Source organism: Mesorhizobium comanense, assembly GCF_005503535.1.
Taxonomy (GTDB): Bacteria; Pseudomonadota; Alphaproteobacteria; order Rhizobiales; family Rhizobiaceae; genus Mesorhizobium; species Mesorhizobium comanense.
In genome coordinates this window covers 1-18,981 of the sequence record NZ_SCNN01000038.1, presented here as the reverse complement: position 1 = coordinate 18,981, position 18,981 = coordinate 1, and the positions used below count along the sequence as shown (strand labels likewise).

Here is an 18,981-nt window from a genome sequence, read left to right as displayed (position 1 = left end):
TAATGCCCCAATTAGCGACGATTCCGTCATGATCACGCAGCCCTACCAGCTTTATGTCGAGCGCACCGAGCCAACGAAGAACATGGCCCGGTATTACGCCATGACGATCGAACCGACGCTGTTCGGAACGGCCTGCCTGACACGGCGATGGGGACGCATCGGCAGGATGGGCCAGGAGAAGGTGCATCATTTCGAGCGGGAGGAAGAGGCGGTTCACTTGTTCCTCGATCTCCTACGCCAGAAGCGGGCGCGCGGCTATCGTCCTGCGGGACCGAGTCGAACCGACCGCGCCGTCTGAGGGAGGGGGAGGAGGCCCGCGACGACGGGCCTCGCGGGAAGCCTCATCGACGTCGGGTCCAGTCAGTCTCAAAGGCGACTTCGATCTCGACGAAGAACGGGATCTTGAACGCGATCTTCAGGCCGAGCTTGCCCTTGCGAAAGAACTGGGCGGCGACCTTGGCGAGGGTGCGGAGGCGTCGGCCGGTGACGGTGAGGAATTTGGCGAGTTGGCGCATGATCTCTACTCCTTTCGATAAGCTTTCATTGCGGGGATAGGCGGCAACCCGGAGAGGCGCGCTGCACCGGGACGGCCGCAGCGGATGCGGAGGACCAGACGGCACCTGAATTTTGGCGCGCGAGGAGCCGCAGGCGGGGAAAATTCTGGCGGCGGCGGGTTGCGGCGCGCCGGGAGGGATGCAACATCCCCGATGCCGATGACAGGGCATCGAAAGGAAGGAGCGGCAACCGGCCTTTCTCCTCCTCCGGCCGCTTTCCTCCCGCCTGGAAAGGCGAAGCTGGGCTTCGCGCCGGCTGCGTCGGTCGATCCGCGGCTGGCCCGTCGACACGGCAGAAACCGCCCCTAGAACGGCGGCTCGGCGCTCATGCGACCGTCCTGTTCGGCCAGGATCGTTTCCCGTTCGGCCCGCGCCAGGCCGAGTTCGGCCTCGATCTGACGGCGCTCGGCCGGATCGGCGTTGCGGGCTTCAGCTTCGAGTTCGAGGATCGTGCGGTCGAGGTCGTAGGTCATCGTCGTCTCCTTGACGTTTTGTGAAAGACGACGCGCGCGGTCATGGTGGCAGGCAGGAGTCAAGGATCGCGGAACGCGACCGGCGGAGCCGGCGAGTGGGGGAGCCGAATTTCTGGCGCGGCCCTCAAGGGGCGGGACTGAAATTTGGGGGAACCACGATGTCCTTGAGGCCTGCCTGCCGCCATGGCACCCTCGGACGGACTGAGCAGACTTTTCCTCTCCGAATGGCACCCGGAAAGCGGGACGCGGGCTCGATGCCCGTTTCCCGCTCATCTTAAGAGGGGAGCGCCCCGCCTTGGCAGGCGGGGCTTCCGATGTCAGGCGTCACGCTTCTGGCGGTTCCAGACCAGGTCGTAGTCGCCGTCGGCCTGGCTCGGCCACAGGGCCGCGTTGATCGGGGCGTTGAAGCTCGGGTCGTCGAGCTTGACCGAGATGTAGGGTTCGCCGTCGGTGGAGGTGGCGTTCCAGCCTGCGCCGACCTCGGCCATGCCCGCCATCACGCGGAAGTCGGGAGCGTCGCGCGAGGTGCGCTCGATCGGAACCAGGCGTGCCTTCATCGATACCGTCAGGGTGCGGACCGCGCCGCTGATGAGGTTGCCGTTGGTGGAGAAGTTGCCGATGATAGCCATTTTCGAGATCCTTTCGGGTTGCTCGGGTCGCGTCCATCGCGACCTCGATGGCTGTCGAAAGGATCGGGGACGATCGGACCGCACCCCTTGGGCCGGAACGAAGTGGAGGGCGGCCGGAGCCGGCTTTCTTGTCCAGCGAGGAATGACGGCGGCCCGGGGTCCCTGTTCGACTTGTCGAATGGGGTGGGTTCCGGCAGGGGAAGAAAGTTGGAGACGGCCGTTGCGGGAGGACGATCGAGGCGCAGCCGGTCTCCGATCAGACATGCCACATCGAGGACGTGTTGGCCGCGCCAGGGTTGACCAAACCGGAAGGGTCTCGAAAATGGCGGGCCGTCATCGTCAGGCCTTCTTCGCTCCCGCCGGCAACCTCGTCGGCGACACTGCGCTGCAGGTATATGTCCGGTGTGGCGCCGCAGACGATTGAGCCCACTGCCGACGATATCGCTCCTTCCGCGTTGGCTGTCGGAGGGTTTTCCTCGAATGCCGGTAGGACGACGACACCCTTGATGACACGGAATCCTCTTCTTCCGCAGGCATAGGGGCACCGCTTCCATGCACTCCGGTCATCTGCTACCTTGGCAGCGCCATGCCGCCGGGTTCACCTGAGCTGCCGCCGTCGAACGGATGACTGATGCTCAGCCCGCCTGCCAAGGCGGGGCGCTCCCTGGTCTTCCGGTTGCCGCGCCAATCACCATGGGCCAGCGCGACCGTTCGCGCCCATCTGGAGAAGACAGCGCGGCCGGGACTACAATAGAGGTGGCGAAGCGCCGACCCGGACAAGTCGATCGTCACCGGAATCGGCGAAGACGGCCGAAGGCTGGCTACGTGCCGGAGGCATAGAGCGCGGTCGCCGCAGGCGATGGCCAAAGACAAGATACAGAATCAGCCTCCAGGTCGACGAGCGTCCGCGTAACTCCCCATGTCGACTTACGGCGCGACCTTTGCGGCCGCACGAGACAGGATGAGCTGCCTGATGTGCGCGCGGACCTCGAGTTCGGTTCCGTAAAATCGGTCTTGCCCTTCGGGGTAGGTGATCGTCCAGGGATCATCGGCTCCCATCATGGTCGCTTCGAAGATGTCGCCATTGCCCGCGGTGACAGATATTGCACGGATTGGTCCTGCCGAAGATTCATCCCGCGTCAGTGAAAACGAAACCAACCAGCTCGGGCCATGGCTGTTTCGCAGCGCCTGCATGACGCCTGTGGTTCGCGCGTTCATCCAGTAATCGCGCAGACTGGCTTACCAGTACCGCCCATGCTCCAGGGCATAATCGCAAATGGCATCGTGCTCTGTTTGGGTGAGGGGATGCAGTTTGGTCATCGATTTTCCTTTCAGGACGAGGGACGGGAAGTACGGGTCCGGCGGCGGCCGGACCTCAATCTCGCCGACGCGCCGCGACGCGGGCTAGACGAGATCTGGAGAGATGAAGAGCATCGGAGAAATGAGCATAGCGACGGCCGGAGGCCGGGATTTCGGGAATTCTCGACGCGCCGGCGCGGGAAACAGGGCAGCCGCAGGAGCCTCAGCGTAGCGGCTCGAAGAGGAGGCGGGACCGACTGCCCCCGCGGCAGCGCTCCGTGCTCTGTTGAGGGCGGCTCCCTACCGCAGGCACCGGCTGATACCGAAGACGTTGGAATTTCATGGCAGGATTTCGATATCCTGGCACTTTCATGAAAGCCGCAGCTATCGCGAGTGGCTAAGCTTTCACTCGCTCCCGGTTCGCTGAAAGACCGGGAGTGGTCGCGGAGTGGGGCCGTTGCGTCTGGGGGCGTACCAGGAGCGGCGGCCCCGATTTTCACGGGGGTCGTCAGACACCGCACATCCCCTCGCATTCGTTCGGCCAGAGGTCGAGCTGTCCGCGATCTGACGCCGTCGAGAGATCGGCCTCGTCCAGCGGCACGCACGAGCGATGCAAAAAAACCTCACCGCGAATACCGCTGATGCCATTGCGTAGCGCCTGGTCGACCTCAATGGCGTCGGCCCACGCCGCAAAATCGTGGTCACGCATGAAGCGCCAGCGCGCGTTGTCATGAAACGGGCACCCCACGCAGGCGCTCTTTGGGGGATCAGGATAGCTGTGCCGGCGCAGCCAGGCGAGACAATCCCGTCGGCTCATGCGCTTTTCGATCAACGGAAAGCGCTTGACCTGCCAGGCTCGAAGCTGGGCTTCGCCCGGACGATCTCGTCGCAGCTGATGCCGATCCATTGCTCCACCACGGCATGGTCAGGGGAACGCTTGCGGGCGAGGCCGGCAAGCTCTCGGACCCTTCGTCGGATCGGGACGATTTTATAGTCCGTGGTGCACTGCCTGCGGATCATGCCGATCGACACGGTCTCGCGGGCTGTTGCGCGTGTGCCGATTTCGATCAGCTCTCCGTCATCGTCCTCGTCGTAGACCGGGACAGCCGCACCGACGGGCGTTACCGTCTTTGCGAAGGCCGGGATCGACGCCCAGCGTTTGCCGTCGCCGGCGCCGATCAGGTCGTCACGAATATTGCCGGCGGAGACGATATGCACGGGAAACGGCAACACGTTGCCGGACATGAGCCATTCGAGATGATCATAGACAGCCTGTGGCTCCCAGCCCGTGTCGGCGAAGATCGCACAATCGGGCATCGGACCGATCTCACCGTGGGCGGCCATCAAAGCGAGGGTCGTGGATTGCACCCCAGCGCCAAGGCTCAGCGCGCGAAGGCGAATGGCGGAGGGGTTTCCCCCCACCGGCTCGAAAACAGGCGGAGCGTTGAGCATCAGCGTCCCTCCGCGAATTCGCGGTCAAGCCAGCGGCGAAGATCCCGCCGCATGATGCCGATGGAGCCGTTGATCTCGGTGATCCTCCCATCGCCGACGATATGTCCGCGCTCGCGGAACAGATCGATGAGATGACGCATGACATCGAGATAAAGATGGCCGCCGACGAGGGCGATATCCGAGAAGGGAATGCGCCCATAGCCCGTCAGCGTCGCGATGTGCATTCCGGGATGCTCGCCGGAGGCGATGACGCGGCGCTGGGTCTTCTGCTTCGGCCACCGCGTTCCGAGATCGCCCGCCTTAATCTCGGCCGCGATCGCCGGGGTCATGCGCGCGTCGTAGATTTCGATCGGCGTGGATGCGGCACGGAACCCCAAGCGCGCGGAAAGAAAGGCGACCTTCGCCTTCTCTCCACGCGGGTCCACCGATCGCAGCGTCTGCCATAGGGGGCCGTCATAGCGTTCGATGGCCGGCATATAGGCCGGGCCGTCGCGCTTCGTCGCCGAGCAGGCGAGGATCAGAAGGCGGTTTGCGGGGAGGGGAGCCATTATGCTGCCTCCCGCTCTTCGGCCGCGGCCGGCTGCAGGCTGTGAAGGTAGGCGACGGCGCGCTGAGCGTGCGCGGCGGCAGCGAAGATCGCCCGCTTGTCGTCGGAGAGCACCTGCAGCCACGACTGAAGGTAGGATGCGTGATCCGGGCGCGGCTCCAGTTCGGGCACGATGCCGAGATCGGCGCAGAGGAAGCAACTGCCGAGTTCAGCGATCAGTTCTTCGCGGGCGCGTTCGCTGCGATCCTTGCTGTAGCGGCTGAGATCGCGGCCGACGCGATGCGCCGGCGCCGTCCAGTGGGTGGCCTCATGGCTCACGGTTGCCACGTAGGAGGCCGCATCCTTGAAACTTTCGACAACTGGCATCTGTATGTGGTCGGACGCAGGGCTGAAGAAGGCCCGGTCGCCGCCATGGCGGATATGCGCGCCGGTGTTGCGGAAGAACCGATCGGCATGCTCGATCCGCTCGACGGGATCGGTAATTGGCGCTGCGGCGTGGTGGTACCGGTCGGGCAAGCCGTCAATTTGCGCAACGTTGAAGACGGTATACGCCTTGAGGAAGGGGATTTCGCGCTCGATCTCACCGCCATGACCATCGGATTCGGACTTGCTGAAGCGACTGGCGAAGACCACGGTCGCGCCGGACTCGCCCTTGCGCACGGCTGCGCCAAGCTCCAACGCCTGTTTGAACGTCATCCACATCGGCGAGGAGAACCCTCGCGCGATGCCCTCCGACCACAAGAGCAGGACGTTCATGCCGCTATAAGGAAGGCCGTTGTGCCGCAAGGGACGGGTGATCCTGCCTTCCATGTTGGACGCGCACCACGGCTGCACCCATGGGCGGACCCCCTTCGAGAGATCTTCGACGATCCTGTCGGTGATGCGCGTGTAGATGTCGACGCGCTGCGCTTCGGTCTTTTTCCTCATTTTCCTTACCTCCGTTCGAGAGGTCGCGCCTATCGCGACCCCGTCACGGCGGTCCGGAAGCCGGAGCCATAGGGGCACGGCGCACGCTAAGCGCCGGAACGAAGTGGAGGAGGGCGAAGCCCTTGCGCGGGTTCCCGGCTCCGGCAGGACCGAAGCCGGACGGGTCGCCTGGCGCTCGCCTTTCTTCTTTCCTTTTCAGGTTCGATCTGGTGTCGGAACGAAGGACATGCTATATATCTGACCATCTGACTAGGTGGAACGAATGGGCAAGCAAACACAACTTTCAGGTACGAACAGATCAGTGAACCCGACAATGAGCGGGCGGTGGAAACTCGAGGACGCGAAAGCGCGCTTCAGCGAGGTTGTCCGGCATGCCCGTGAGGACGGTCCCCAACGCGTAACCGTTCGGGGACATGATGCGGTTGTCATCATGAGCGTCGAAGAATTCGAGCGCCTGACACCGGCTACGCCACGCGTACCGTTCGTCAACTTCATGGAGGCGTTGCATCTCGGGGGCCTGGATCTTGAACGCGACGACGACCTTGGCCGGGATGTCGAGCTGTGAGGGGATGGCTGCTCGATACCAATGTGGTGGCCGCGCTGACCAACCCGCAGGGCGCTCCCTCCGTAAAAGCATGGGCGACTGGTCAAGACGAAGAGACTTTCTATCTCAGCATCCTGACACTCGCCGAGTATGACAAGGGAATTCATAACCTGCCAAACGACCATCCCGACCGCTCGCGCTATATCGCGTCGCGGGACGCTCTTGCGGATCGGTTTGGCGATCGTGTGCTTTCCCTGCGCGACGAGGCCGTGCGGTTGTGGGGACGCATTTCGGGAGAAGTCAAAAAGGACACTGGGCATCCACCGCCCGTGATCGATACGATGCTGGCAGCGACCGCGATCGAATACGAGCTCTATCTCGTCACGCGCAACGTGAAAGACACGCGCCACTCGGGCGCGGCAATTTTCGATCCATGGACCGATGACCCGGCCAAGTTTCCGCTGAGTCCAAGGGCCAATAGGCCCCGGTAGCAACGGAAATGGTGGGGCCGCGGCCCCACCTGATCGCTCAACCGAGCGCGTCCATCTGCGCTTCGGCCGCTTTGCGGTCGAGGGTCTGACCAGGATTGTCGATCGGGCGATCGAAGGGCTTCCAGGCTTCCCCGACAGCGTGTTCGTAGGCCGCAACCGCGCCTTCGGCGGCCATGCGGAGCGAGAATGCCTGGATACCCATGTCGGCGGCAAATTCCCGCTTGCGCTGGGCGGAACTGTCGTAACCGACAATGCCATCGCGGTCGTCGTCACGGGCATCGCTGGCGGCCTTGGCCGTGGCATCGCGGGCTTCGGTCACGGCGCGCGAGTAGAACTGGCCAGCGCCATGGGCGGATCCGACGAAGGCTCCGACGATGCGTTGCAGGTGGATCTGCATCGCGCGCTCACCGAGGCCTTCGGATAGAGCATCGACGGTTTCGAGGATCAGGCGTTCATGCGTGTCGCGCACGCCGTCGCCGTCGACGACGGCGGTCCCGAAGCTTTCGGCGATCCGCATCGCCTGGGCGGCATCCGGGCAGGTGAGCCGGACCATTTCGAGGGTTGCACCCTTGCGGAGCTGGACGACGCGGGCGGACGGGCGGGAGGTTGCTGACTTGGCCATTTTCGATTTCCTTTTCGGTTTCTTCCGAAGGCTTGCGCCGACCCCTTGCCGGAGCGCCCTTCGGTGCGGTCGAGAAAAGCCGGCGGTCAGACGGTCGCTTTCATAGGTCCGGGGCGCCTGAGCGCGAAAGGCGGGCTTGCGGACAAGCGGGGGCACAGCCCCTGCGCGGGACGCGGGCTCGCCTTGCGAAGGGAGGGTGAACCGGCCGCAACGCGGCGCGCAGCGGCCTTGAAACGACCGGCCGCCGGATTACGACCGTGCTGAACCGAAGGGTGCTCCGGCAAGGGGTTGGCTCATCGCTGGAACCGAAAGGTAATCGACGGTCAAGAGCGTCCGCACACTCACACCCTCATGCGCCGATCAGCCACGCATGGTCGTGTCCGGTCCGGTCGAACCAGATACCTGACGACGATCGGGCCGGAACGCAGTGCGAGGGCCGGCGGCGCGATGCTCGGACGGCCGGCAACACCACCTTCCGACGCCAACCATGCAGGTAGGGCAGGGGACGCGGGTGACCGGATGGTCCGGCCGGGTTTCGCCGCAGCGGTCGCGGGAGAAAATCATGGCGATGTCCGCCCGCCGGGTCGCTCGCGCAGTGCCGCGATTGCCCGGTCCTGCCGGGCGAGCTTGCGCGATAGCGCATCGATCTCCTGCTGCCGCTCGGCCGTGATCGCGGCGAGGTTGGCGCGATACCGGGCGAGGAAGGCTCCGGGCTCCGGCGGCTGGCCTCGCCGATAGGAGCGCCGGCGCGGATGCGGGTGCGGAATGACCGCTGTCATCCGACGGATAATCTGCCGGTCGATCAGGTCGAGCTGGTGCTGTGTCTGCCGGCGTGCCTCTTCCATGCGGGACAGGAGCGAGCGGCAATCGGAAAGCAAGTTCATGACGCTTTCCTCCGCTCCCATCCGACGAAGGACGACGGGCCATCATAGGCGGCATGACGCCCCTCATCGATGACGAAGCCGAACGGTCCGCGTCCTTCGTATTCAGGCTTCGGCACCAGGAACCGCCGCTCCATGGTATTGGCGCCACGTCGACCGCCGAGGATGGCCACCACTTCGACCATGCCAGGATGATGGCCGGAGGTGATCGCCAACGCGACGATCCAGTCGCCGTCATGACGGTGCTCGAAGTCTCGGCGGTCCTTGCCGCTCGATTCTCCTGGCTGAAGCGGACGTCCGAAGATCGCCTCCCATTCGTCCGGCCATTTGTCCCGGATCGTGCGATCCGCGAGCGCGCGCTCGTAGCTCGTAAACAGCTCGGGGAAGGTGAGGGCGACAATCGCCCAGGCTTCATCCTCCTCGTACCAACCCGAACCGATCCGAAGAGACGGAATGATCCGCTTGTTTCGCTCGGCCGAGAGGCGAAAGCCGCCATGTCCGGCGGTCATGTGCGCGGCGATGCCCTCGGCATAGATCGTCGCAAGCTGTGAAGACCCCCATGGCGTGCTGCAGACCATCCTGGTCTGGAGACGCTGAAGCCTCGACAATTCGCGCCTATGCTGCGCGGTTTCCAGAACACGCGCCCGGAATGCGGCCGGATTGGCAAGTTCGCCGTCGTGTTCGTAGAAATCCTCGCGCCGCAACGTCGATAGCGGTCGTGCCAGGCGCCATGCGCTGGCGAGGAACCCGCCGCCGGTCGAGCGTGGCAGCATGGCGAGCAGGAGATCGCCCAGTCGGGCGACCGGAAAGCCCTCACTGCTGGAGCCGAACTCGACCCCTGTATCCTCAAGGGCCGAAGCAGAATCGTCGGGAAGATCGATCGGGTTCATGCCGCCGTCCTCCCCTCGACATGATCAGCCGCCAGCTCGTCGGCCGTGACTTCAACCGTGAATGCGTCGGACAAGGCGGTGTTGTCGGTGAGCCAGGCGCGGGCGGCGTCCCAGTCATCGGCAAGATGAAGCATCAGGGCGGCGGGATCGTCCCGCTCGAAGATCCGGATCGATCCGATCTTCGGGCGGGAGGCAATTCGGAAACGATAGGTAAGGCCGACGGAAAACGTGCGAAGGTCGTCCTCACAGCGGAGCATAAAAAAGGGCTGGGCGCCGGGATGATCCGGACCAGTCTCGCCGCATTTGCGGACGAGAAGACCGGCGCCGTTGTTGTGATTCCAGTGATAGAGCGTCGCGACGTGGTGCTCTGGGGGACGGGGGGCTCCGTCGGACCATTCGACGACGGAACCGATGGGCGCGAGCGAGATGATCAGGTCCGCATTCATAGCGTTCTCCTGCAGGATCGGGTTGCCGGACACACCTCCGCCGCCGGTGGTGCCGGCGGAGGTGTCGAGCGGGAAAGGGAAGTGCGGCGGCCTATTCAGCGGCGACCGAATAGGCGGTGTCGTCCTCGATGACGGTCTCCTCCGTCTGGGTGTCGCCGTCCGCCTGCGCGGCGTCGTCGATCACCTCCGGGGTAGCTTCGGTGGTGGAGGCCTCTTCGCCATCGCTCTCAGCCTGATCGTCCTCGGTTTGTTCGTCGTCCTCCGCAGCAATGCCGCGGGCCTTGAGGATCTCGGAAAGCTCGGACAGCTCCGGCGCGAACCGGGCAGCGGGGTAGACGAAGTGCCCCTCCTTGAAATGCTCGACCAGCGCCGCGCGGGTTTCGCGAACGCGCTGACGCGGCGAGACCGACGCTTCGCTACAGGAAGTTTCGAGTGCCTGACGAGAAAGGCATTCGAGGAAATCGACGGTGCCCATGTTCGGAAGGAAGGCATCCGCCCCGATGGCCCCGCCGGCAACGCGGGACAGGACACCGCTGTTCGACATGCCGCGACGGCATGACAGGACGTCGATGAGCGTCTTGCGCGCGGCAATCCGCAGGGTGTCCAGGTCGAACAGGAACTTCCCGTCGTCGTCGAACAGCATCGCCGCGTGCCGGTTGAAGCGGGTTCCGCCGAACATCGCGCCACCGGCGCCGGAATCGACGCGGACGTTGGTGCCGGCATAGCCGAGGACCAGCAACGCCATCAGCGTGTCATCCTCGATCGGCGCGCGGCCGAGTGCCTCGTGCAACGCGTCGGTGCGGTAATCGCCGATCACGTCGTGACCACGCTGCGTCACGTCCGGACGCGGCTTGGACGCCACGATGGGCTCGTCGCCGCCGGTGCCACCAATCGTTGCCGTGCCGCCCTTGACCGTCGATTTCTTTTCGTCGGGCAGCCGGTAGACAATCGACTGGACCTTGCCCTCACGGTCGAGATACATTGCCGTGCGGTCTGACTTCAGCGCCTTGCCATGGACGCGCTCGGCCTTCTTTGGCAACTCCGGCTGGCCATAGCTGTTGACTTCGACAATCGCGCCGCGCTTCGGAAGGTTCGATGTCATCCACTCGTGCTGTGCGCCAAGGAAGCCTTCGACATTTGTCGTGTAGCGATTATCCTCGTTCGCAGGAGCGAAGAGGTCCTCCAACCATTCGATGCCATAGGATGCGGCAAGGTCATCGCCGAAGCTGGCATCGCGCGCATACATGCGCTTCTTGTTCAAAGCGTTGGCGATCGACCACCATTGCGCCGTATCGCCCTTCTTCGGCTTGCTCGCCTTCCAGACCGACTCCTGGTCTTCGACGCTGGCGGCGGCGATGATGCGAAGTTGCTGCTCGCTCGGCATGTCGCCCAGCGCGATCTGCTCCAGCATACTGGGGAAGAGATTGGCAAGCAGGCGGAGCTTCTTGATCTGGCGGACGGGGAGGGCAAGCGCCAGTGCGATGGCTTCCTCGGTCCAGCCGAGCGCGACGAGGCGTTCGACCCCGCGCCATTGGTCGACGGGATTGAGATTCTCGCGTGCGATGTTTTCGACCATGTTGCGCATCGCCCCATTGTCGTTCGCCGCCTCGATGACCAGCACCTTGATTTCGTCGAGGTTGGCGGCGATCGCCCCGTCCCGGCGGCGATGGCCGTTGTCGATGATGAGGCCGTTTCCACCACCGGGTTCGGCGAAAACGATCGGAGGATTGATGATGCCGACCGCCTTTATCGTGGCGACCATCAAGGCATCGGCCTGGGGCGACGATTTCGACTGGCGAGCCTTGTCGGGGTTGTCCTTGAGCAATCGGGGATCGACGACAGCAACACGCATGGGATATTCCTTTCCGGGGTACGGACGCGGCCCTCTTGCCGGTCCTTCTCGTGTCTTCTTTTTTCCGAAGACACCTCCCGGACCGCGGGGCGGCCGGACCGGCGCAACTGCCGCCGAGCGTCCCTGCGACGAAGGACAAGCGGGGCCGACGGCCCTGCGAAGGACGAGTTGCCGGGATGCGCAGGCGGCGGTTGAGCGAAGCGCCGGCGGGAGGACCGATCTGCGATCGGATTCCTTCCCTCCTTTTTCTCCCTTTTCTTCCCCTTTCCGTCCTTTCGCCATCGACCATGTTCTCGCCCGGATTGACGGCGAGCATCGTCGCCAGTCGAATTGAAGGAGAGAGCGTGCGGACCACCACGGGAATGATATTTGCGCTGGCAACGGTAGCGCCTGCCTTGGCCGCAGATGGCGCGGCACAGCCACCGGCGGGCGTCAACCCTGACGTGATTGCTTGCCAGAAGGTGACGGGCGCCGAGATGGAGCGGTTCATCGGCGCACCGGCGACGATACGCGAGACAAGCGCCAATCTCTGCTCCTGGCAGGGCGGGAGGGCCGATGCCTACGCGCAGGTGATGTATTTTGCAGGAGAAAGCCAGGGCGTGCCGGCCGGCAGCGAGCGGGCGTATTTCGACCAGATGATCGCAGGCCAGAAGGCGCAAGCTAAGCCGGGAGAAATCGTCGAGGTACCGGATGTCGGCGACAGCGCCTGGGGGCTAAAGCTCGATCAGAACGAGACGGATTATTATGCCGTCTATCTGTTCAAGGGGAAAGACGACGTCACGATCACGACGAACGGGATCGGATACGATGCGACGGTCGAGATCGCGCGGTTGGCAGCATCGCGCATGTGACCGGCCGAAACCTGAGCAAAAAAAATGGGCCTGCGAAAACGCGGCCCATTGAAGTGTGAAGGTCGAAACCTCCAGAGGGGAACAGCTGACGCGGCGGGCACTGGGAGGAGAAAACCGCCATGTGCATCAACTGCGAGCATAATGCCCGTTTCTTGACCGTCTGGAAAACATTTATTGTGCAACGCAGCTATGCGGCGGCTGCGTTGCTCCCGCCATGATCGTCGCCGGCATTACGCCGCTTGCGCGACAGGCTCGGCGGTGGCGCGGGCTTCAGCGGCCAGCACCTCCTCGACCTCCTCCAATTCCCGGCGCTTGGCGGCGAGTTCGTCGGCGAAGGCGAAAGTGCCGGTTTCGTGCGCGCGGTAGGAGGCGAGCCGGCGGTTGGCGTCTTCCAGATGCTGGCGCTGGCGGTAACGCTCGCCCTCGAAATCATCGAGCGCATGTTCGAGACGGGAGATTGCACCGAGCGGTGTGACCGTCACTGGCAGATCGACCTCGTAGTCGGCGCCGGTGCGTTGCAGGACGGTGCGGTAGTGATACCCGTCCTTGCCGAAGCGCTCGCCCTCGTAGATGACGTCGAAGCCGCCGATCGAGCCGAGCTGGGCCTCGCCCTCCTGCTGAAGCTGGACCAGCGTGAGGATTTCCTTCATCATCGCGCGCCCGGCGTCCTTGCGCTCAACGTGTCGCTCCCCGAGGACGGTCATCGTGAAAGCCTCGCCTGCTGTCGGTACCAGCCGCGCGATATCCTTGCCGATCTCGTCGATCCGGCGCGTCGCGACCTCGATATCGCGTTCGGCCTCCCGCAGCCGCCGGCGCACCGAGAAGAGATCGTCGTCATGGGCGGCGCGCAGGCGCTCGAGGCGGGCGATGTCGGCTTCCAGACCCGCCTTTTTCATCAGGCGCTCGTCGCCGCTGGCAATGGCCTTCGCCATCGCAAACTGATTGGCGGCACCCTCACCGAGATCTTCCAGCCGACGGATCGACGTGTCGCCGGAGAGGGCCGCGGCGATAAACCGGGCCTTGCGCTCGTTGTTCTGCCACATACTGGCATCCAGGCTACCCTGCGTCGCATAGGCGAAGATGTCGACGACATCATGCTGGTTGCCCTGCCGGACGATGCGGCCCTCGCGCTGCTCGATCTGCGACGGCAGCCACGGCACATCGAGGTGATGGAGTGCCTTCAGCCTGAGCTGGGCATTGACGCCAGTGCCCATCGTCTCGGAGGAGCCGATCAGGAAGCGCACCCTGCCCGCGCGGACATCCCCGAACAGGCGTTGCTTGGCCTCGGACTTCTTATAGTCCTGCATATAGGCGATCTCGCTGGCGGGCGCGCCGAGCCGGACCAGCTCGTCGCGGATCCAGCGATAGGCCGAAAACCCCCGCGTCTTTTCCACGTTGATCGTACCGAGGTCGGAAAAGATCATCTGCGCGGCGCCCGGCAGGTCATAGGGCTTGCCGTCCGACCGCACGAACACCTGGTCCGCCGTTTCCTGCCAGATGCGGAAGGCGTTCTGGACAAGCAGGTTGAGCTTGTTGTCGGGCTCATTGTCGTTGGCGGGCATGACGAGGCGCAGGTCGATCGCGGCATGGCGACCGTCGGTGATGACGGAAAGCAGGATATCGTCGCCGGGCTGCGCCGGCCCCTCGCGCATCTCGATCGCCTTGATGCGGCTGTCGAGGATCTGCTGGTACATCTTGAATGCCGCGGTGGGCGTCGCGGTGACGATCTGGCGCCCGCCGGTGGAGATGGCCGGAACACGCACATATTCACGGAGATCGGCGGGCATCACCACGTCCGCGAATGCCCGGAACATGGCGATGAGTTCCGGAACATTGACGAAGGAGGCGAAGCGACTGACCGGCTTGTATTTGCCGGACGGTTGGATTTCCAGTTCCGTGGTCGTGTCGCCGAAGCACGATGCCCAGGCATCAAATTCATGCAGGCCGCGTTCATGGAGAGCGTCGTAGCCGAGCAGGCGCTGGACGGAGAACATCTCGCCAAGCGTGTTGGTGATCGGCGTGCCGGAGGCGAGTACGAGCGCGCGGCCGGGGTTCTTGGTTTCGAGGAACCGAGACTTTACAAACAAGTCCCATGCGCGTTGCGAGCCGTTCGGATCGATGCCCTTCAGCGTCGACATATTGGTGGCGAAGGATAGCTTGCGGAATTCCTGCGCCTCGTCGACGACAATCTGGTCGACGCCGATTTCCGAGATGGTCAGCAGATCATCCTTGCGGGTAGCCAGCGCTGTCAGCCGCTCCTCCAGACCCTCCTTCAGCCGTTCGAGACGCTTGCGCGAGACACGGTCGTCGGGCTCGACCCGGGTCAGCAGATCCTCGTAGAGCTGCAGCTCGTCCTGGATCATGCTCTGTTCGAAGGCGGAGGGGACAGCGATGAACCTGAAGGCTGAATGGGTGATGATGATCGCGTCCCAGGTTGCCGTCGCCGCGCGTGACAGGAAGCGCGCCCGCTTGTCTTTCGTAAAGTTGCTCTCGTCGGCGACGAGAATGCGGGCGGAAGGATAGAGCGCCAGGAACTCGCGGGCGGCCTGGGCAAGGCAATGGCCTGGTACGACCAGCATCGCCTTGGCGATCAGGCCGAGACGGCGCTGTTCCATGATCGCCGCGGCCATGGTCATCGTCTTGCCGGCGCCGACGGCGTGGGCGAGATAGGTCGCGCCATCGGCGATGATGCGCCAGATGCCGCGCTTCTGGTGCGCGTAGAGTTGGAATGCGGCGGAGGCGCCTGGCAGCTGGAGATGCGAGCCGTCGAACTTGCGCGGCGCGAGGTTGTTAAAGCGCTCGTTATAGACGCCGGCTAGCCGGTCGGTCCGCTCCGGGTCGGTCCAGACCCAGCGCTCGAATTCCGTCTTGATCTTCTGCAGCTTCTCGCGGGCAGCTTCGGTATCGACGACGTTCAGCACCCGCCGTTCGCCGCCGACGTCCTTGATGGTGTCGAAGATCTGCGGCACGCGGTTATTGAGCGCATCGGCGAGCAGTTCGCCGGCGTGCCGGCGGCTCGTTCCCCATTCCGACGTGCCGGCGGCGCGATAGCCGAGCTGGCGCGCTTCGACAGTCCAGGAACCGAGTTCCGGCATATGGTGGATCTTGATATCGGCTTCCATCTTCTCCTTGACGAAGGCGACGACATCGGCGGGCGGAACCCAGGGCGCACCGAGCCGCGCGGTGATATCCGAGGGACGGAGAGGGGCGGGTTGCACCGCCTGAAGCGCGCGGACATTGCGCTCGAAGATCGGATCGAGCGCCGCGGCGGCTTCAGCTGCGGCAAGCTTGGTGCGGACCGGGCCGGAGAGATAGGCGTCGGCGGTCTGCCACGCGCCGTCGGCCGGATCCTGGAACACGGTGTCACCGAGTTGGTCGACCACCTTGTCGCGGTCGCAGTGGAGAAGCTCGGCGATATGGTCGAGGTCGACGCGGCCGCGCTCGTTGAGCACGACGGCAAGCGCGTCGCCGGCATTCGTCACCAACGGTGGGGCAGGGGGCGCGATGACGCGCTGCGTGAAGATCGGACCGGGTTTGGCCGTATCCGTGTCGAGGTCGTAGTCCTCGATGGAGGCGACCAGCCAGCAATCCGGGTCATCCCGGAAGGGCTGCAAGTTCGGCTGGCGATGCGTCTCGCGGGTCTCGCCGGTCTCGTCGTCCTCGGTGATGCTGACGGTCGTGTGATTGATCGGCCCGAAATCCCTGACGAAGCTCGACCAGGCGATGCGCAGCCGGACCTGCAGGTCGCGCCATGGCCGGCCGGTCTCCTGGGCCTTCAGCACCTCGCGCACCGCGTCGCGAACCGGGATCAGCTTCTGGATGGTACGGACGTGCTTTTCCGTCAGACCGTCGCCGGTACGGCCCTTCCTGACCTTGATCACGACGGGCGCACCGTCGACGATCTGCATCAGGCCCTGCCTGTTGTCGATGAAGTAGCTGCCTTCGCGAACATTGGCGTTGCCGGGCCGCAGGTCGACAATCTCGGCCAGCTCCTCCTCGAGATCGAGATCGATCTCGGTCGGCTCGCCGTCATAGACGTTTTCCGGCAGGAGGCCGACGGCAGCGTTCAGCGACGCGGCAAGATCCTCGCCGACGCGGGGACGGCAGGTATAGGTTTCGCCGAATGGACCGGAGGTCAGCGCGTGGGTGCCGAGAACCATGTCGGGGTTGTCGGCGAACCAGCGGTTGACGCGGATGGCGCCTTCGTCATCCGTAGCCGGGCGGATTTCGTCGATCTCAAGCCACGAAACGTCGTCCTGCGCCTCGGCGATCTTGCGCTTGCGGAAGAAGAGGATGTCGACGACGGTGTCCGTACCGGCGTCACGGCGGAAGCTGCCCTCGGGCAGTCGGATGGCGGCGACGAGATTGGCCGATTTTGCGATATGCGTGCGCGCCGTCGCGTCTGCCTTGTCCATGGTGCCGCTGCTCGTCAAGAAGGCTGCCAGCCCGCCGGGCTTCAAGAGGTCGATTGAGCGGGCGATGAAGTAGTCGTGCAGACGCAGCGCAAGCGGTCGATAGTGATGGTCCGAGCGGACGGTCCGGTCGGAGAAGGGTGGGTTGCCGATGGCAAGGTCATAGACGACGCCGAGATCGGTGCGAGCGAAGTCGCCGTTGACGATGCGCGCCTTCGGCTGCAGCAGCCGGACGATGCGCGCCGTGACCGGATCGAGCTCGATGCCTGTGACACAACTGTTGGCGCGATAGGCCGGCGGCATCAGCGCGGGGAACAGCCCCGTGCCGATGCCCGGCTCCAGCACGCGGCCACCGCGCCAGCCGAGACGCTGGAGCCCGGCCCACATCGCCTTGACGATGAATTCGGGCGTGAAATGCGCATATTGGGTGCAGCGGGCGAGCGAGGCATAGTCGGCATCGTTGACGGCCGCCTCCAGCGAACTGCCGAGATCGTCCCAACCCTCGCGGAACTCCACCTCGCCCGGCCGGCGGAACATGCCGTTCGCCAGCTCCGATGCGCCGAAGCCGGTGAAGCGTATGAGTTTCCGCTGTTCCTCTGATGTCGCCGGGCGGTCCTGCTTTTCGATTTCGCCGGCGATCAGGATGGCGGCGACGTTCGCCTTCGCTCGCTCCTTCCAGCCGGCGGCGAGACCGCGGCCCTCGTCGTCGAGGTAGAAATTGCTGCGCGCGCCCTGCTTGCGCGGGGCCGGCTTGCGCGCCGCGGTGATCGGCAGAGCCGGGGCAGGGGCGGGTGGCGTCGGGTCCGGATCGTCGTCATTGGCGCCGAAGGGATCGTGGCCGCTGAAGGCGGACATACCGAGGCCCAGACCGGATGTCAGCGCGGTGTTGCCGAACATATCGAGCGTGAAAGGATCGTTGCTCATCGAAATCTCCTTGTGAGCAGGCGTGCGCCATCGCCCGCGGGAAGGGGTTCCAGCAGGTGAGGGCGCTTGCGATGGGATGAGAGGGTGATGCGGTCCGAAGCGGAGCGATGTCCTTCCTTCTTCAGACCTTGTCTTGCACGGTCCGGAGCCCGCGTCGCGGACGGCCGGTCAGGGGCCGCTTCAGCGGCAACGCCTGCCCTTGACGTGCCGGGCGCGCATGCGGGAGGTCTTTTTCGACCCCTTCTTCTTCCCGTTTCTCATCCGCCCCTGCAGCGCGGCGCGAATATCAGTCAGGAGTTGATCGACGCCCTCCTGGCGATCGTCACCCTCGAAACCCGAGATAAAGCGTTCGGCGCGATCGAGGGTGTGTAGAAGAGCAGGGGAGGACTTTGCGATACGCAGGCCCCCCGCTTGCAGACCCACGACGGTGACGACGCCGTCCGGCGCCTCGACATTGTAGACGTTCGCGGATGTGCCCGGCCGGCGAATAATTTCGTGCGCCTTGCTGGCGGCGTCCATTGGCGATTTGGCGTCATCGATGTCGATGTCCCATGAAACCCGATAGGTCATGTCCGCCCCCATCACGCCGCAGCCGCATCCGGCAGATAGCGCAGATGCACCGGCAGCTTGGCGGCGATCTCCACGTCGGTCATGGCTTCGAGCAGTTTCGGGACGCTGCCCAGTTTTCCGCCGAAGAAGAGCACGGTGCGCCGGCCGCGGGACGCATGGGGCCATCGATGTTCGGCGTAGCCGCGATAGGGCTCGGCGGTGCAGCTCCAGATGTGCTCGAGACGTTCTTCCCGCGTCATCGCCCGCACCGGCCGGCTCTCGCGTTCGATGATGGCGAGACGCATGCGCTCGACGGACATATCGTCGGAAAGATCGCAGTAGCCATGAAAGTAACGGATGGCGTCGTCGATGCGCAGCGCGAAAAATACTGACGTCACCGAGCCGGTCAGGAATTGCCGGAGCGCGAACATCGAACCACGGATCCAGAGCGGCGCTTCCACCGCGAACATATAGTCGTGCTCGGCCTCGCCGATCTCGAACTTATGTTGAACAGCACATAAGTTCGAATATGTTGCGTAGACGGTTATGTTGCGGCGACGTGATCGTAGCTTGGCTGATCAGCTAAAGTTCACCCAGCGCCGCAACCTAATTTTCTGGCTAAAGGGCGTTCAGGAAAG

The 18,981-nt window shown here is 64.3% G+C and carries 18 protein-coding genes and 1 pseudogene; 4 read left to right on the top strand and 15 right to left on the bottom strand.

The window, feature by feature from the left end:
- Positions 1-28 precede the first annotated feature (28 nt).
- On the top strand, positions 29-298 hold the full coding sequence (locus FFS37_RS33490) for a WGR domain-containing protein (protein ID WP_137935210.1): 270 nt from the start codon (positions 29-31) through the stop codon (positions 296-298).
- A gap of 43 nt (positions 299-341) precedes the next feature.
- Here the strand turns inward: FFS37_RS33490 and FFS37_RS35925 are convergent, their stop codons facing one another.
- The 7 genes and pseudogenes from FFS37_RS35925 to FFS37_RS33460 form a co-directional block, all read right to left on the bottom strand.
- The gene (locus FFS37_RS35925; protein ID WP_171026528.1) at positions 342-515 is read right to left on the bottom strand and encodes a hypothetical protein; all 174 of its coding nucleotides are present in this window, start codon (positions 513-515) and stop codon (positions 342-344) included.
- Between the two features lie 344 nt (positions 516-859).
- Positions 860-1,027 carry a hypothetical protein gene (locus FFS37_RS35920; RefSeq protein WP_171026527.1) on the bottom strand — a complete coding sequence of 56 codons (168 nt, stop codon included), beginning with the start codon at positions 1,025-1,027 and terminating at the stop codon, positions 860-862.
- Positions 1,028-1,344: 317 nt separating this feature from the next.
- Entirely contained in the window at positions 1,345-1,656 is a 312-nt protein-coding gene (locus tag FFS37_RS33485) for a DUF736 domain-containing protein (protein ID WP_137935209.1), read from the bottom strand.
- A 927-nt stretch (positions 1,657-2,583) separates the two neighbouring features.
- The gene (locus FFS37_RS33475; RefSeq protein WP_137935208.1) at positions 2,584-2,850 is read right to left on the bottom strand and encodes a hypothetical protein; all 267 of its coding nucleotides are present in this window, start codon (positions 2,848-2,850) and stop codon (positions 2,584-2,586) included.
- Between the two features lie 613 nt (positions 2,851-3,463).
- Positions 3,464-4,407: pseudogene (locus FFS37_RS33470) on the bottom strand (hypothetical protein).
- A complete protein-coding gene (locus tag FFS37_RS33465) occupies positions 4,407-4,955 on the bottom strand; it encodes a hypothetical protein (protein ID WP_137935207.1) in 549 nt (182 codons plus the stop codon). Before FFS37_RS33465 ends, FFS37_RS33470 begins: the two are co-directional and overlap by 1 nt.
- Entirely contained in the window at positions 4,955-5,881 is a 927-nt protein-coding gene (locus FFS37_RS33460; protein WP_137935206.1) for an ArdC family protein, read from the bottom strand. The genes FFS37_RS33465 and FFS37_RS33460 overlap by 1 nt, the downstream gene beginning before the upstream one ends.
- Positions 5,882-6,194: 313 nt before the next feature.
- Here FFS37_RS33460 and FFS37_RS33455 point away from each other — a divergent pair, with 313 nt between their 5' ends.
- The gene (locus FFS37_RS33455) at positions 6,195-6,446 is read left to right on the top strand and encodes a type II toxin-antitoxin system Phd/YefM family antitoxin (protein ID WP_298799596.1); all 252 of its coding nucleotides are present in this window, start codon (positions 6,195-6,197) and stop codon (positions 6,444-6,446) included.
- Complete coding sequence (locus tag FFS37_RS33450; protein ID WP_137935204.1) at positions 6,443-6,916, top strand: type II toxin-antitoxin system VapC family toxin; 474 nt, start codon at positions 6,443-6,445, stop codon at positions 6,914-6,916. The genes FFS37_RS33455 and FFS37_RS33450 overlap by 4 nt, the downstream gene beginning before the upstream one ends.
- 37 nt (positions 6,917-6,953) lie before the next feature.
- On the opposite strand, the gene FFS37_RS33445 is transcribed toward FFS37_RS33450, so the two are convergent.
- From FFS37_RS33445 to FFS37_RS33425, 5 genes are all read right to left on the bottom strand, one after another.
- On the bottom strand, positions 6,954-7,538 hold the full coding sequence (locus tag FFS37_RS33445; protein WP_137935203.1) for a hypothetical protein: 585 nt from the start codon (positions 7,536-7,538) through the stop codon (positions 6,954-6,956).
- A 560-nt stretch (positions 7,539-8,098) separates the two neighbouring features.
- The gene (locus FFS37_RS33440) at positions 8,099-8,422 is read right to left on the bottom strand and encodes a hypothetical protein (protein ID WP_137935202.1); all 324 of its coding nucleotides are present in this window, start codon (positions 8,420-8,422) and stop codon (positions 8,099-8,101) included.
- Positions 8,419-9,309, bottom strand: coding sequence for a DUF7007 domain-containing protein (locus FFS37_RS33435; RefSeq protein ID WP_137935201.1), 891 nt, complete (start codon positions 9,307-9,309; stop codon positions 8,419-8,421). Before FFS37_RS33435 ends, FFS37_RS33440 begins: the two co-directional genes overlap by 4 nt.
- Positions 9,306-9,755: a hypothetical protein gene (locus tag FFS37_RS33430; RefSeq protein WP_137935200.1), complete on the bottom strand. Its 450-nt coding sequence runs from the start codon at positions 9,753-9,755 to the stop codon at positions 9,306-9,308. The genes FFS37_RS33435 and FFS37_RS33430 overlap by 4 nt, the downstream gene beginning before the upstream one ends.
- Before the next feature lie 91 nt (positions 9,756-9,846).
- Positions 9,847-11,607 (bottom strand): ParB N-terminal domain-containing protein, encoded by a 1,761-nt coding sequence (locus FFS37_RS33425; protein ID WP_137935199.1) that lies wholly within the window; start codon positions 11,605-11,607, stop codon positions 9,847-9,849.
- A 191-nt stretch (positions 11,608-11,798) separates the two neighbouring features.
- Between FFS37_RS33425 and FFS37_RS33420 the strand changes: the two genes are divergently transcribed.
- Entirely contained in the window at positions 11,799-12,458 is a 660-nt protein-coding gene (locus tag FFS37_RS33420; protein ID WP_137935198.1) for a hypothetical protein, read from the top strand.
- A 230-nt stretch (positions 12,459-12,688) separates the two neighbouring features.
- On the opposite strand, the gene FFS37_RS33410 is transcribed toward FFS37_RS33420, so the two are convergent.
- The 3 genes from FFS37_RS33410 to FFS37_RS33400 all read right to left on the bottom strand — a co-directional run bounded on the left by FFS37_RS33410 (position 12,689) and on the right by FFS37_RS33400 (position 18,891).
- A complete protein-coding gene (locus FFS37_RS33410; protein ID WP_137935196.1) occupies positions 12,689-17,794 on the bottom strand; it encodes a DEAD/DEAH box helicase family protein in 5,106 nt (1,701 codons plus the stop codon).
- 180 nt (positions 17,795-17,974) lie between these two features.
- Entirely contained in the window at positions 17,975-18,364 is a 390-nt protein-coding gene (locus FFS37_RS33405) for a hypothetical protein (RefSeq protein WP_137935195.1), read from the bottom strand.
- Between the two features lie 11 nt (positions 18,365-18,375).
- Positions 18,376-18,891, bottom strand: a complete 516-nt coding sequence (locus FFS37_RS33400) for a DUF1419 domain-containing protein (RefSeq protein WP_137935194.1) — start codon at positions 18,889-18,891, stop codon at positions 18,376-18,378.
- Positions 18,892-18,981 lie beyond the last annotated feature (90 nt).